General features: G+C 47.2%; 13 protein-coding genes and 1 pseudogene. 8 read left to right on the top strand and 6 right to left on the bottom strand.

The genetic code is table 11. The features are described 5' to 3' along the window. The first annotated feature begins 209 nt into the window (after positions 1-209). From B3N33_RS02140 to B3N33_RS02120, 5 genes are all read left to right on the top strand, one after another. Entirely contained in the window at positions 210-923 is a 714-nt protein-coding gene (locus tag B3N33_RS02140; protein ID WP_292590024.1) for a glycerophosphodiester phosphodiesterase family protein, read from the top strand. Beyond that, positions 920-1,444: a hypothetical protein gene (locus B3N33_RS02135; RefSeq protein WP_103133766.1), complete on the top strand. Its 525-nt coding sequence runs from the start codon at positions 920-922 to the stop codon at positions 1,442-1,444. The genes B3N33_RS02140 and B3N33_RS02135 overlap by 4 nt, the downstream gene beginning before the upstream one ends. Before the next feature lie 26 nt (positions 1,445-1,470). Beyond that, positions 1,471-2,139: a lipid-binding SYLF domain-containing protein gene (locus B3N33_RS02130; protein WP_292590021.1), complete on the top strand. Its 669-nt coding sequence runs from the start codon at positions 1,471-1,473 to the stop codon at positions 2,137-2,139. 162 nt (positions 2,140-2,301) lie between these two features. Next, a complete protein-coding gene (locus B3N33_RS02125; RefSeq protein ID WP_292590019.1) occupies positions 2,302-2,790 on the top strand; it encodes a hypothetical protein in 489 nt (162 codons plus the stop codon). A 47-nt stretch (positions 2,791-2,837) separates the two neighbouring features. Beyond that, on the top strand, positions 2,838-5,642 hold the full coding sequence (locus tag B3N33_RS02120) for a hybrid sensor histidine kinase/response regulator (protein ID WP_292590017.1): 2,805 nt from the start codon (positions 2,838-2,840) through the stop codon (positions 5,640-5,642). Positions 5,643-6,317: 675 nt separating this feature from the next. On the opposite strand, the gene B3N33_RS02115 is transcribed toward B3N33_RS02120, so the two are convergent. The 3 genes from B3N33_RS02115 to B3N33_RS02105 all read right to left on the bottom strand — a co-directional run bounded on the left by B3N33_RS02115 (position 6,318) and on the right by B3N33_RS02105 (position 7,507). Further along, on the bottom strand, positions 6,318-6,701 hold the full coding sequence (locus B3N33_RS02115; RefSeq protein ID WP_292592038.1) for a hypothetical protein: 384 nt from the start codon (positions 6,699-6,701) through the stop codon (positions 6,318-6,320). A gap of 228 nt (positions 6,702-6,929) precedes the next feature. Then, positions 6,930-7,202, bottom strand: coding sequence for a hypothetical protein (locus B3N33_RS02110; protein ID WP_292590035.1), 273 nt, complete (start codon positions 7,200-7,202; stop codon positions 6,930-6,932). Positions 7,203-7,210: 8 nt separating this feature from the next. Further along, positions 7,211-7,507 (bottom strand): hypothetical protein, encoded by a 297-nt coding sequence (locus tag B3N33_RS02105; protein WP_214061371.1) that lies wholly within the window; start codon positions 7,505-7,507, stop codon positions 7,211-7,213. A gap of 186 nt (positions 7,508-7,693) precedes the next feature. On the opposite strand from B3N33_RS02105, the gene B3N33_RS02100 reads away from it, so the two are divergent. Next, positions 7,694-8,029, top strand: a complete 336-nt coding sequence (locus B3N33_RS02100; protein WP_214061370.1) for a hypothetical protein — start codon at positions 7,694-7,696, stop codon at positions 8,027-8,029. 348 nt (positions 8,030-8,377) lie between these two features. Beyond that, the gene (locus B3N33_RS02095; protein ID WP_214061369.1) at positions 8,378-9,448 is read left to right on the top strand and encodes a DUF362 domain-containing protein; all 1,071 of its coding nucleotides are present in this window, start codon (positions 8,378-8,380) and stop codon (positions 9,446-9,448) included. Between the two features lie 35 nt (positions 9,449-9,483). Here B3N33_RS02095 and B3N33_RS02090 read toward each other — a convergent pair whose 3' ends face one another. After that, complete coding sequence (locus B3N33_RS02090) at positions 9,484-10,752, bottom strand: glycosyltransferase family 4 protein (RefSeq protein WP_292590011.1); 1,269 nt, start codon at positions 10,750-10,752, stop codon at positions 9,484-9,486. A 220-nt stretch (positions 10,753-10,972) separates the two neighbouring features. Here B3N33_RS02090 and B3N33_RS02085 point away from each other — a divergent pair, with 220 nt between their 5' ends. After that, positions 10,973-11,638: a DJ-1/PfpI family protein gene (locus B3N33_RS02085; RefSeq protein WP_292592036.1), complete on the top strand. Its 666-nt coding sequence runs from the start codon at positions 10,973-10,975 to the stop codon at positions 11,636-11,638. A gap of 25 nt (positions 11,639-11,663) precedes the next feature. Here B3N33_RS02085 and B3N33_RS02080 read toward each other — a convergent pair whose 3' ends face one another. After that, entirely contained in the window at positions 11,664-12,614 is a 951-nt protein-coding gene (locus B3N33_RS02080) for a lysylphosphatidylglycerol synthase domain-containing protein (protein WP_292590009.1), read from the bottom strand. After that, positions 12,614-12,931, bottom strand: a pseudogene (locus B3N33_RS02075) (acetamidase/formamidase family protein); the annotation flags it as partial. The pseudogene B3N33_RS02075 and the gene B3N33_RS02080, both read right to left, overlap by 1 nt.

Genomic DNA, 12,931 nt, shown 5'->3' with positions numbered 1-12,931 from the left:
CAGCGGCTCTTGAGAAGCCAGTCACCTTTGGTGGCCAGTGTTTGCTTCGCAAAGGCCAGTCTCGCCTTAGGTGTGACTGGCCAGGCGAAGCCTGACTGGATTGCGTCAGCAGACTGGCGTGTTCTTGCCTTCGAATGCCTTGACTGAGTTGGGCTAACAAAGTAGAATGAATTCAGCAACGCTATATGCCGTTTTTGGAGGCGATTCTGATGTTGGTTTTAGCTCATAGGGGTATGGGGAAGGGCAGATACGAGAATACGCTGAAGTCTTTTGAGGAGGGTCTGTCCTTTGGCGCACATGGCATTGAGCTCGACGTAAGGCTTACGAAGGACGGCGCAGTGATCTTGAATCACGATCCCGATCTCAAGAGAACTATGGGATTGGATGTCAAGCTATCTGAAACGACACTGGACGAACTGGACAAGATGGACCTGATTGGATTTGATTCTCTAACTACTCTCGAAACGGTTTACAAAGAGCTCCCCGAAGAGACATTTATTGATGTCGAAATCAAGGCCGTTGAAGCCGTCCCTCAAGTAATAAAGATTATCAAGAGGTTTGATGCGGTTGAGAGAACAATGTTCTCCTCTTTTCATCATGATTGTTTGCTTGCATTCACCGAGGAGTTCTTCGGCAATCCAATGATTGCACCTATAATAGATAAAGAGATCCGCCAAGTCGGCGGCGAAGAGTATCTGGCGGGCGTCATAAAGAAGTACAAGCCCTACTCAGTAAATCTCAATAAAGATCTCTTCGAATATTTGGGACTGGAAAAGGGCCTCTCCATGTTGCGGAAGGTACGTGAAGGCGGAACCAAAATTTCACTCTGGACGCTGAACGATCAGAATTTGCTCCTCAAGGTCAGGGAAGTCTGCGACTTTTTGATCACTGACTGTTCTGATAAGATGAGGGAGGTAGTATGAAGAAAAATATACGCAAAAGCCTTATTGTCACCTTTCTAATCTTAACTTCACTGACGATGCTTCTTGTATCCTCTTGCGGAGAGAAGACAGTCCAGCCCGAAGAGCAAATATCGCTTTCTCGGGAAGAGATTCTTGCTCTTTCGGGAATTGAGGAGAGTGAGATCGATTTCAGAAAGGTCAAGCTAGACGTTTCAGGAAAACCTCAGCTTACTATTGCCGTTTACGACGGGGAAGGGAGAGAGATCTTCTCAAAGGACTTCCCTCAAAGTGAAGTTAAGGGAGGCTACGTTACGGTTGCAGTGATCAAATCAGAGGTACTCGATGCCTTGCGATTTCTATATGGCGTGACCGACTCGAAGGGAAGTTTCTTCCCAATAGTTCAGGACTTGCCGTACTTCCAGTATCAGAACGTTGTTGTCAACAACGCCGATGTTCCAAGAATATCTTCAAAAGGAGAGTTTAGATTGTCTAGCGTAACCTTCGGTCAGGAAAGGCAGGAGGTTTTTCTAAGAGTGAAGTAGACTCGATACTTCGGAAGGGGATTGACTTGAAAAGGCTTTTCGTGGTGGTGATTCTTATGGCTTCTTTAATGGCATTCGGAGCAAGCTTGCCCAAAGAAAGGATTCGAAGTGCCCTAAGTATTCTTCAAGAGCTTTCGGAAACGGAAGACAGTGGATCTTTTGCTGAGTTGATGAGTAAGTCTAGCGGAATAGTGATTTACCCTGAGATGGTGAAAGCCGCGCTTGGATTCGGCGGGCAGTTCGGAGAGGGTTTTCTGCTCAAGAGAGGAGAAGATGGCCGCTGGTATGGACCGTTGTTTCTCAAGCTGTACGGTATAAGCTACGGATTTCAGGCCGGCGTTCAAAAGAGCGGTCTGGTGCTTGTCATTATGAACGAGAAGGGCATTGAAGGTTTTCTAAGCAATAACGTTACCCTTGGCGGAAGCGCCTCGATTTCGGCCGGGCCTACGGGCAAGACCCTCTCTGCAGATACTGATTACAAACTAGAAGCTGCCATTTACTCTTATTCAGTTAGTAACGGCATCTTCGCCGGTGTATCACTGGGCGGTTCGATTGTACGCCAGGACACCGAAACAAACAGGGATTACTATGGGCTATCGCTTACTCCCACCGAGATTATTGAGAGGGAAGCAAGCGGAGTGGGAATCGAAGAGCTTGTTGGATTTCTCAATTCATTGATTGGCCCCAAAGAATAGCCTTGCGCTTTAGCAATAAGAAACTGCAATATTCCGAAAAGCAAATCGGGTCTCAACTTCGATGCTCAGGTTTGAGAGCTTCTGTTTTTTCGATATCCAGCCTTCACGTACTATAATGGCACCAAGGTAGTTCTTCCTTAGTGAGATAGGGTAGGTGAGGTTTTGAGACTTCTCTTGGTTCTGTTCATTGCTCTTGTAGCGGTTGGTCTCGCTGTGAATATCGAAACGATTGAGAGCCTCAAGGGCAGCTGCCATAGTGCGGATTCTAAGGGCTTTGAGATGGAAGGCGGCAGCTCCGCAACCGTTACTGCAATTCCCTATGAAGCCGTCTCGGAACTGGGCATCCCGATCGATGATCTAGTGGGGCTCTTGTTTTTTGAGCTGCCGGAGAACTCTTCGGAAGTATCGTTTCTAAATGTTACTGTGACAGGGAAATGCAAACGTGGCGAACCTGTGAACGGGATTTGGGCAGATCTTTATGTAATTGGGGAAGGGTTTCTTGTTCAAACTGCAAGGTATGATCCATTTATTCTGATAGATTCAAATAGACTAGTAGTTGCTCTTTCGAGTTATCTCGATACGTCAGTTTACTATTCGGTTGTTCTGAACGGAAGTAGAGCAACCTTCAAATGGGAGTTCAACGTTGACTAATGATGTAGTTAGACGATCGCATTCAGAGAATAGAGCGGAGAAAGTAAATGAGAAAGCTTAGCAGAAAGATCTCACTACAGTTCCTGCTCTTCGTTCTTGCGGTGCTAACTTTGCTTGTAACGTTGCTGGCGATCACTTTCATCCAAACAGCAACCGATGAGTACAAGAGCTATCTAACCGAAAAGAAACAGTCTGTCTTTCAGTGGTTCATAGATCTGCGCAGAGATCTGAAACTCTTTGTCGATCGTTACGCTCTCGAGCATGTCCTAGAAAGTGGGTATGACATTCTCGTTCAACTCGGTGATGAGAGAGAGATAATTCTTAACAGGTCGGCTCTTTCCGACGAAGAGATTGATAAGATCGAAAGGTCGGGAAACGGATTTAAGATGCTTGAAAGGCAGCTCGTGTACTTCTCTACAGTAGTCAGCAATGAAGTTCCGTACCTTGCAGGGATTATCTTCGACAACAACGATATCGAGAGTCTTTCGTCGTTTATCGGACAGGATGGGATTGCCTTCCTGCTAATCGGCGATTACTTTGTTATTCCGAGAGAGTTCTCGGACTCAGGATTATATGTGAGGACTGTTCTGGATGAGGAGAAGTGGTCGGAAGAGACACCTTTCACTGTCAGAGAACCCAGACCGACTTTCTCTTTCTTCTCGTCTGGTTCTCTGTTCATTGTGGACAAGGTCTCAATTGGGGGCGCAGATATCTATGTGCTGCAATCACAGGGCCTCCTCGTCAAGCTAAGAAACAGACTGCTTCCGATTATCAGCATCGTTGTCCTGGGTGTCTTCGGTTTTTCCTTCGTACTTTCATTCTCGCTAAACGCTCATATATCCAAAGCCCTTTCGGAATTGCTGAAGGGATTTGAGTCGATAAAGAAGGGGTCGTTTTCCAGAGTCAAAATCAATTCGAATGACGAGCTTGGCGAGATAGCCTCTGAACTCAACAACACCATGGTCTTCATAGAGAGGACACTGGACAGATTGAAGAATTCCAACGAGCTCCTGAGAAAAGTATCTAAAGAGGCCCAGCAGGCAAGTAAGATGAAATCGGAGTTTTTGGCGAACATGTCACACGAGATGCGGACTCCAATGAACGCTATCCTTGGGTTCGCCGAGCTTCTTATGAACGACGAGACGAACCTCGAAAAGATGAAATACCTTAAGACTATCTATAGAAGCGGTGAACACCTTCTAAGCCTTATCAACGATGTGCTTGATCTCTCCAAAATTGAAGCGGCCCGTTTCGACCTCATGATCTCCCCTTACAGCCCATCGAAACTTGTCAATGAGCTTACTGAAACTTACCTGCCGATGGCCTATTCTAAGGGTCTGCATTTTGCAAACAGCGTAACGGAAAGAGTCCCGGAGTATGTAGATGGTGACGAGTTCAGGATGAGGCAAATCCTGACCAATCTGATTTCCAACGGACTGAAGTTTACCGAGAAGGGATACGTCTCGATACTGCTTGATTATGATGGAAAGTATCTCATATATACCGTTCAGGATACAGGCTTCGGGGTCTCCAGGGACGAGCTGGAAGAGATATTTGAGCCATTCATTCAGGCAGACGGAACCATGTCCAGAAAGTTTGGTGGAACGGGTCTAGGTCTTGCAATAACCAAGAAGATAGTTGAGCTCATGGGGGGAACGATCAGATTCGAGAGTAAGGTTGGGGAAGGATCTAAAGTGACCGTCAGAATACCTTCGCAGGTTTCTAAAGAAGCTCCAAAACAAAAGGAGAGAGCCGAAATCCCTATGGCCGGAAAGGTCATTCTCGCATCTGACGATGACGATTTCTTGATTATTGTCGGCTCCATGCTAACGAGAAACGGCATTCATTATCAACCCGTCAAGAACCTTACAAATCTCTCCAGAGCGGTTAAGGATCTCGGCGCATCACTTGCGATCGTAGACACTCCAAAAAAAGCTAGCGAGGCCCTTACTGCCCTTGATGGTATCTACGACGCTTCAATTATCGCAATCACGGATGCTGCCAAAGACGAAGTCCAGTTCGGCGACAGAGTAGATGAAGTTATCCAGAAGCCGGTAAGAGAAGAGGAGCTGATGAAAAGTATAGGCAACTACTTCGAACTCGCTCCGAAAGCAGGCAGTGAGAAGTACAGGATTCTGCTGACCGAAGACAACGAGGCCAACCAGTTGTTGATAAAGGAAGTGCTGGAGAAAGCAGGATATTCGGTCGATCTGGCAAGCAATGGCAAAAATGCTGTTGAGATGATACGGAACAACAAGTACAATCTCGTTCTGATGGATATGCAGATGCCGATCATGGATGGATACGAAGCCACAAAGGTATTGAGAGAAGAGGGCTACAAGATTCCTATAGTAGCTCTGACTGCCCATACCATGCAGGGAGATGAGGAGAAAACCATAGAAGCCGGTTGTGACGGCTTCCTGGGTAAGCCCGTGAGTCAGTCTGATCTTCTCGAGGTAGTTCGCTATCATCTTGGCATCTATGGCAAGACCGGCAAAAAGAGAGATGGAGAACAGGCAAGATCTTACAAGGCCAAGCATACGCAAGACAGCATCTCTCTCTTCGCTAAGGATATGGGCTTGTCGTTCGAAGAGGCCTCGGCGATGTTCGAAGAATATGGGGAACACATCCACAAAACCATTGACGAGATTCAGAACGCTTTGGAAAGAAGAAACTTCGACTCCATCTCCAGAGACGGACACAGCCTCAAGGGCTCCGGAAGAATGTACGGCGTTGAAGAGCTGTCTGAAGTTGGATTCAAGCTTGAAACAGCAGGAAAGAGCGGAGACGACAAAACGATTGCAGACTGTATATTGGAGCTTAAGAAACTCTATAGAAAACTCTGGGCGTAGTGCTGGCCGAAGTAACCTGAGGACGTATCACTTTGTTTTTCTCGAAAGCTTCTCTGTCAACTTTGATTCAAGTCTGCTAGAGCTAAGAATCGCCGGTATTATTACAAGTGTGGACATAGAACTGATCGCCATATTAAAAATCGTTAGCAAACCAAATACCGAAAGGTTAGAAATCTCGAAAAAGCGAGAACTGCAATCCCGAAATCAGAGTCGCCGCATTCACCGGCAACGCATGGCCCCCGGTTCTTGAAGCTTTGCTAGAAACCTCCTGAAGACGCAGCCCCATCTTGAGATCTGATATTACTCTTTCGATGAAGTGGATCGCATAATCTATTCAGACTCCCACTGAAATGCTAGCCACGAGAACAGTTGCCGCATCAAGCGAGCCCCCTAGAATACCCATGGTCCCCAGACTGAACGTAACGGCAAAGAAAAGGGTAGCATGGCCATTGATCCCACCAGGAGAGAAGAAAACATGAGCGATACAAGCGACCATACGACCAGAACCGAGAATGCGAGACTGATCGCCTGGCTTCTGGAGAAACTCTCCATGTGAAGCTGAATAATACGGGGGTGTGCACTTAAGGGTGACGGTGAATTCCGCTGGAAGTATTTCCCTAAGGCCGTTCTCAACGCGGACAAGAGTTCGGGAGATGTCTCTTGCGTTGGTATTTCTTATGTAGGTGTGAATTGCTGCTCTTGACGAGTCTTGACTAACGGAGCCCTGATAACGGTCCCCGCAATCATACCTCTAAGAAGGTTCGGTTGCACTTGAGTCGGCAGGCCAGAATAGAAGCTCTCAATCAGATTTGCAAAAGTTGAGGTCTTCGAGAGAATATTAAAGCCCTCCAGGGAACTTTCCAGATCATTCAGAGTATCTATGAAGGCCGGTGTCAGTACACCGCCCGGCTGGTTTGAATCAACGACTTTCAGGAGGAAGGAGCAGCCACCATACCTTTCCTCAAAGGCCTCTACTTCCTTTGAGACTTCGTTCCCCTTCCTGAAATATTCCGAAAGATTCGACTTGAACTGCAAGTTAGCAATTCCAAACGCGCACAACTACCGCCAGAATTGACAGATATGTCACCGGTTTTCTGTGTCTGGATACTGAAAGAGAGAGTCTGTGGAGCAACCTTTCTATGAGCGGCTCCTTGAGTCCTCTTTAGGTGGCAATCACAAACCTAGTAGTTGGCAAGACTTTAATAAGCGCAAGGACGGCTAAGAGTGAGAATATCATAGCGTAGAGAATCCCGAATACGCTGAAATAACCGAATTCATGCATTAGAATCACGCTTGAGAAGGCGAGAGAACCAACCCCCCCGCTGTGGTTAGCGAGGTCATCACAACCGGCAGAATCATTGATTTCATCGTCTGCATTATCGCCTCCCTCTTTACCGAGCCCCTCAAGATCTCCACTCTGTACCAGCTGAATATGTGAATACTGTCGGGGCAGCCCATGGCTATCAAAAGAATTGGAAGAACTGCACTCACAATAGTGAGTGGAGTATCCGTCACTGCCATTAGTCCGAGAGTCACCGTCACACTTGAGAGCACTGTGATTGCCGGTGTTAGAACACCGCAACACTCCTGAAAGTGAGAAAAGTCACGAGAAAGGCAATGACTATGGCTATCGGAAACAGCAGGAGAACATCTGCAATGACAGTGTTGTCAACTGAATAACCCAGAAATAGTTCGCCCGTCAATCTAAATCTGTCCGCGCCACACTGTGAATCGAGTGTCTTCTGAATTCCCTGAATAGCCGTTTTTCCCCTGCTGCCCAGTCCGCCTAGTACATACAGTTTCACGAGGGCGGCGTCGCCTTTTGAGCTTGCCGCGAAGTAGCTATCAAAACTCTTTTCGAGCAACTTCCTGAAAGCCTTGACTTCCTCGACCGTAAGTGGAACCTGGTCGTAACCGGAACTGTCCTTATGGCCAGACCCTGAAGAGTGATATAGGTTGTATCAAGAGGGCTCAGAGCCCTCGAAACATTTGGAATTTGTCTTATGGTCGAGATTGTCTCGGAGAGTTTCCGCCATGAGGCGGGATCATCCATGTTTCTTAGAAGCGCAAGGTACAGCGGCTCCCAGACAGAGAACTCTCTGGCGGCCAGTTCATTCTCCCTTATGACTCCCTCGGAGTCCGAGGCAAGATTGTCGATATTTGTTTCAAATCTCAATGAAGTAACCCTCAATCCGAAAAGAACTGTGATAGAAAGAAACGCAAGAATTGCCAACTATGGAAAGGTTATGCTGAAAGGCATCAGTCTTTCCGATGCTTTCAAAAAGATTCGGGTTATGAATGGCTGCTTCCCGGCCTCTAGTCTTTTCAGCTTCTCCAGCCCCCCAAAGAGGCGGTCGATTATTGATATGATACCATTGAGAATGTAGGTTGAAACATTTCGTCCTTGATAGTGATCGGCTTTCAACGTGTTGGAAATAAAAGCGACCTTCCAGGGTTCGCGGAGCTTTGGATCAACGTTTATTCTAGAGCAGTTAATATGGAGGGAGATGCAGGTTGGATATTGCCGGAAGAATCAGAGGTGGTCTTCTTCACCTCCCTGAGTTCAGTTGCAAACTCCTCTTTTGATGCATCGTTTTTGCTTTGAGTAGCTTCAGTCATGTTATATTGATTAGTCGGATAGTTAGCCCGGGATAGAGGAAAGTGAAGGGGATCATGGACCCGGCCCGAAGTTTTGGGCTTCCACAGAGGTTTTTCCTATAAGGGAGGAGAGATATATGAGCACAGTCTATTTCACGGATATCGATACTACTCCGCAGATGGGGCTCCTGAAAAAGGTTGAGGCTCTTCTAAAGAGAGCGAAACTTGAAGAAGTGGTGGAAAAGAACAGGCTGGTTGCCGTTAAGCTCCACTTTGGAGAGTACGGAAATCTCGCATACATCCGTCCAAACTTTCTGAAGGTTATAACGGATCGGATCAAGGAACTGGGAGCCGTGCCTTTTTTGACAGATGCCAACACCCTTTATAAGGGCAGCAGATCCAATGCTGTAGACCATATGAAAACCGCTTCACTGAACGGCTTCACGATGGAATCTGTGGGTGCTCCAGTTGTAATTGCAGATGGCTTGAGAGGTTCAGACGAGATTGAAGTGGAGATTGACGGCGAGTACATAAAGAAGGCGAAAATAGCATCGGCAATCGCTCTGGCTGACTCCCTGGTAGTCGCAAGTCATTTCAAAGGACATGAACAGACGGGATTTGGGGGAGCTCTTAAGAATATCGGAATGGGAGCAGCCTCAAGAGCGGGAAAGATGGAACAGCACTCCGAATCTAAGCCCGTTGTTAGAGAGTCAAGATGTGTGGCCTGCAGAATGTGCGAAAGGAACTGCCCAACAGGAGCAATCACCGTTGAGAGAGTCGCAAGAATTGACTATGAGCTCTGCATTGGCTGCGGTCAATGCATCGCTATGTGCAACTATGGCGCGATGACGGCCGGACCTGGAGGAACCCCCGAATCGCTGAGCAAGAAGATCGCCGAATACGCTCTCGCCGCTACGAAGGGTAAGAAGGCCCTTTACATCTCCTTCATCAACAATGTATCACCCGATTGCGATTGCTGGCACATAAACAGGCCCCCGGTGGTTGATGATATTGGAATAGTCGCCAGTAGAGATCCCGTTGCACTGGACAAGGCATGCATAGATCTTGTAGTAGCAAAGCTGGGATACGATCCTTTCGAAAGGGCCCACCCCGGTATCACATGGAGTTATCAACTTGAACACGCTGAGAAGATCGGCCTTGGCAAGACAGAATACAAACTCGAGAAAGTAGCCTGTTTCGGTGGGTAATAGTTCCGTGTTTGATCAGAGACCCGGCTCTTGGATCAGAGTGGCTCCTCTACAAGTTCTCGAATAATCGTGCTCAGTGTTTCAAAGCTGAATTTCCGGCTTCCTAGCTCGAAATTGCTTTCTGTTACTTCCCTGTATCTCTCCGGATCGAAGAGAAGTCCGAGCGTATCCTCGCTCGCTCTCTTTAGATTGAGTTCTGGAACTTCAACCAGTCCTTCTATATAGCTGTACTGATCGCCTAGATCCACAAAGGAGATTCCACTGTCCTGAATATCGCTCTTGAAGACACTGTATCTAAAGAGGGCAATCGGTTTTCTGGCGAAAAGGGCTTCTAAAAGCTGATTACCCCAGCCTTCATAAACGGTTGGATATACCACGATATCTGCGATACTATACGATTCGAAGAATGACTGCTGAATCGATGATGTCAGAGAAGAGATATCGATTACTTCAACACCCAACCTTGAAGCGAGACTATCCAGCTTATTTCTGTAATTCAAAGACTGTTTCTCCGTCAACCCGGTCAAGACAAGAACCGTCCTTCCGGTGAAAACCTTATTGCTGTACAACTTCTTTCCGACAAAACCCTCTGCAATCTTTCTAAACTCGGCCGTGAGCCTTATTGCTGTCTCAACCGCCTTTCTCTCTGTTATCCTTGTCGCCTGTAGAAATACGATGTCTCCATCGTCTATCCCGGCTGCGCTTCTAAATTTCCGATTGTTCTCTTCCGACACCCAGCTCATACAGCGAAAGTCCATAACATTCGGCACGACCGTGGCCCGAATGCCTCTCCTTGCCAATAGGTCTGAAGCGGAGATCGAGTTTATTGCCAAGTTCCTCACGTTCTCAAGATCCGGCGGGAAGTTGTTATTCAGTAATTCCATGACACTTCCGTATGGGCTTCTGTAGTAAGGGCGGTCCCACCAGAAATCGTGATTGTGGGAGATGAAGGACTTTCCGCTCTCCTCAGCAAAGTCGTGCAAAGCCAACCCCGAAGGTATTGACCACCCGAGAGACCAGATATTGTTTGGAATCACAAGATCGTATCCAGAAAGAGCGTATCTGAAACTGCCGAGAATCTGAGAGGTCCGTATTGAAAGCTCCTCACGAATCTCCCTTTCGGTAGCCGGTTCATGGCCGTAGAGCTTCAAATTCAGCTTCTCATTTGCCTCGTCGTTGTACTCGATCTCGGGAATAATTACATCTACTCCCGGGGCAGCATTCCCGGCGACAATATCCACCTCATGTCCCATTCCGGTAAGTACTTTCTTCCACTTCTCCATTTCCAGAGAGACGCCGTCCATCAAACCGGCCCTATAATGAATCAATCCTATTCTGATAGAAACACCCCATTTCTAAAAGCATATTTCGATACCAATATCCTACATTCCCACTCCAATGTCAATAGAATGGTAGCAAGCACGTATCGTTTTGTAACCGGTGACAAAGATGCTAGAATCCATTGAGTTTTTCCAGCTGAAACTGGTCAAAGTTTCTTGCAGGCATAGGAATAGAGGTGATGTTTTGAAGAGTGGTGTGGTGCTCTCCGGATGCGGAGCAGAAGACGGAACGGCAATCGATGAAGCGATACTGACCTTTCTTGCTCTGGAAAGAGCGGGAGCAGAGATCATCTGTGTTTCCCTTGACAAGGATCAATACGAGGTATTCAATCATCACACGAGGAAGTCGGCAGAACTTGATCAGAAGAGGAATCAGCTCATAGAATCGGCCAGAATTCTGAACCGCCCGGCGAAAAATATAGAAACAATCACTGAAGATGAGTTCGACCTGCTTGTCATTCCTGGTGGAAATGGTGTACTCAAGAATCTATCAACCTTCGTGGACGAAGAGGATCAGTTCAGAGTGAACAACGGGCTACAAAAACTTCTTGCCGGCTGTTTCATCAAGAAGAAGCCTATGGGCGCGATCGGAGAAGGGGTCTTTCTGATCGAAAGATCTCTGAAGGGCATTGCCGAAAACCTAGTAATCACGGCTTCCGGAAACACAAGTGAGAGAGTGAATGTAGTTGAAAGGCTTGCGATCGATCACGTTCCTTGTGAAAAGGGAGAAGTCTGCATCGACAGATCTAGCAGAGTCGTCACGGCCTCGCTTTTAGAACATGGAGAGAGTCTTCTGGAGAAGAACTCTACCATCGAGAAACTCGTCGAAAAGCTTTCGGAAATGCTATGAGAGAAATCAGCGGCAGGCAACTTACTCACTCCGTTTTTTTAAAACCTGTAAAGAGAAACTCATTCACTCCGAAGACAACCAAGGCTATCAAGAAAGGAGCGATGTAAAAAACTATCCTGTAGAGAATGAGCGTGGCCATCAGAGCATCTGCCTGATAGGCGGGGGAGAGAATGACAATCGTGAGTGCTTCGAAGACTCCCAAGCCACCCGGTACCTGACTCGAAAGGCCGGCGAACTGTGAAAGGAGGAAGACGCCAAGCACCTCGAAATAACCGGTTCCAGCGGGTAGAAGCATGAATAGCACGCCGGCAGATAGCAGCCAGTCAAAAACCGATATTCCGGTCTGAACTAGAGTGAAAGACCTTCCTGGAAGAGTGAAGCTCCTACCCTTGATTCTGAACGGACGCTGCCTGAGACTCACAAGAAGAAAGTAAAGCACATACAAACCGACACAGACTACTCCGATGACCTTGAGCGATCCGAAGGGCACCGTTACGGCTTTCTGAAGAACCGGGGGCCATACTGTGAATAGTATCCCTGAAAGAGCGAAGAAACCAAGCCAAAAAGTTAGATAGTTGAGGATTATTATTGCGAGAATCTTCCCTCCTGAGATGCCCCACTTCCCATATAACCTGAAGCGGACGCTTGTGCCCGAAAGAAACGTGAAACCGATATTCTTGCTGAAAGTGTATCCAACGAACGAAGCAAGAGCCGTCGAGCTGATCTTCAATTTTGCTCCTGCTCTTCTGGAGGCGATCAGGTCGTAAAAGGTGAGGTTGAGATAAGTAAGAAAGGTCAAAAAGATAGCCAAAACGAACCTTGAAGCGGGAATCTCCCCGACCTTTGCGAAGATGTCGCTTAGTGTGTATCGTCTCAACTCGCTGACTAGAACGAATACCGAAACACTGAATAATGCGATTCCCAGAAAGGGTAAAAGCTTTCTGAAAGAGAGCACAAATCTGTTCAGAGTACTCACTAGAGAATCACTTTTGGGACTCTCACCCTTACGGTTACCAGAGGATTTACCACTTGACTTATCATCAAATCACAGCAGACACTCGTAAGCATGTAAGCCTTCTCTCTGGGAATAGACTTCCAGTCGGAGATGAATTCAATAGCTCTCTTAACTGCTCCATGGCTTGCTTCTTCCAGTGTCTTCGCACTGAAGAGAAGATAGAAGGCCTCCTCGTTTTCGACCGTGGGACTGTCGACGGGCATCTTATCTATATCCACCGTTAGCTTCACATTGGCTCTTATTTCGATTCCGGATCCGCCGACTTCTCCGTCTCCCAT

The sequence above is a fragment of the Mesotoga sp. UBA5825 genome (assembly GCF_002432955.1).
Taxonomy (GTDB): domain Bacteria; phylum Thermotogota; class Thermotogae; order Petrotogales; family Kosmotogaceae; genus Mesotoga.
The sequence above is the reverse complement of the archived record's forward strand: the minus strand, read 5'-3'. Positions and strand labels throughout refer to the sequence as shown.

What these genes read in the sequence shown, in the direction of transcription:
- B3N33_RS02140 (WP_292590024.1), top strand. Translation starts at nt 210, where the DNA reads ATGTTGGTTTTAGCTCATAGGGGTATGGGGAAGGGCAGATACGAGAAT.
- B3N33_RS02135 (WP_103133766.1), top strand. Translation starts at nt 920, where the DNA reads ATGAAGAAAAATATACGCAAAAGCCTTATTGTCACCTTTCTAATCTTA.
- B3N33_RS02120 (WP_292590017.1), top strand. Translation starts at nt 2,838, where the DNA reads ATGAGAAAGCTTAGCAGAAAGATCTCACTACAGTTCCTGCTCTTCGTT.
- B3N33_RS02100 (WP_214061370.1), top strand. Translation starts at nt 7,694, where the DNA reads ATGTTTCTTAGAAGCGCAAGGTACAGCGGCTCCCAGACAGAGAACTCT.
- B3N33_RS02095 (WP_214061369.1), top strand. Translation starts at nt 8,378, where the DNA reads ATGAGCACAGTCTATTTCACGGATATCGATACTACTCCGCAGATGGGG.
- B3N33_RS02090 (WP_292590011.1), bottom strand. Translation starts at nt 10,752, where the DNA reads ATGGACGGCGTCTCTCTGGAAATGGAGAAGTGGAAGAAAGTACTTACC.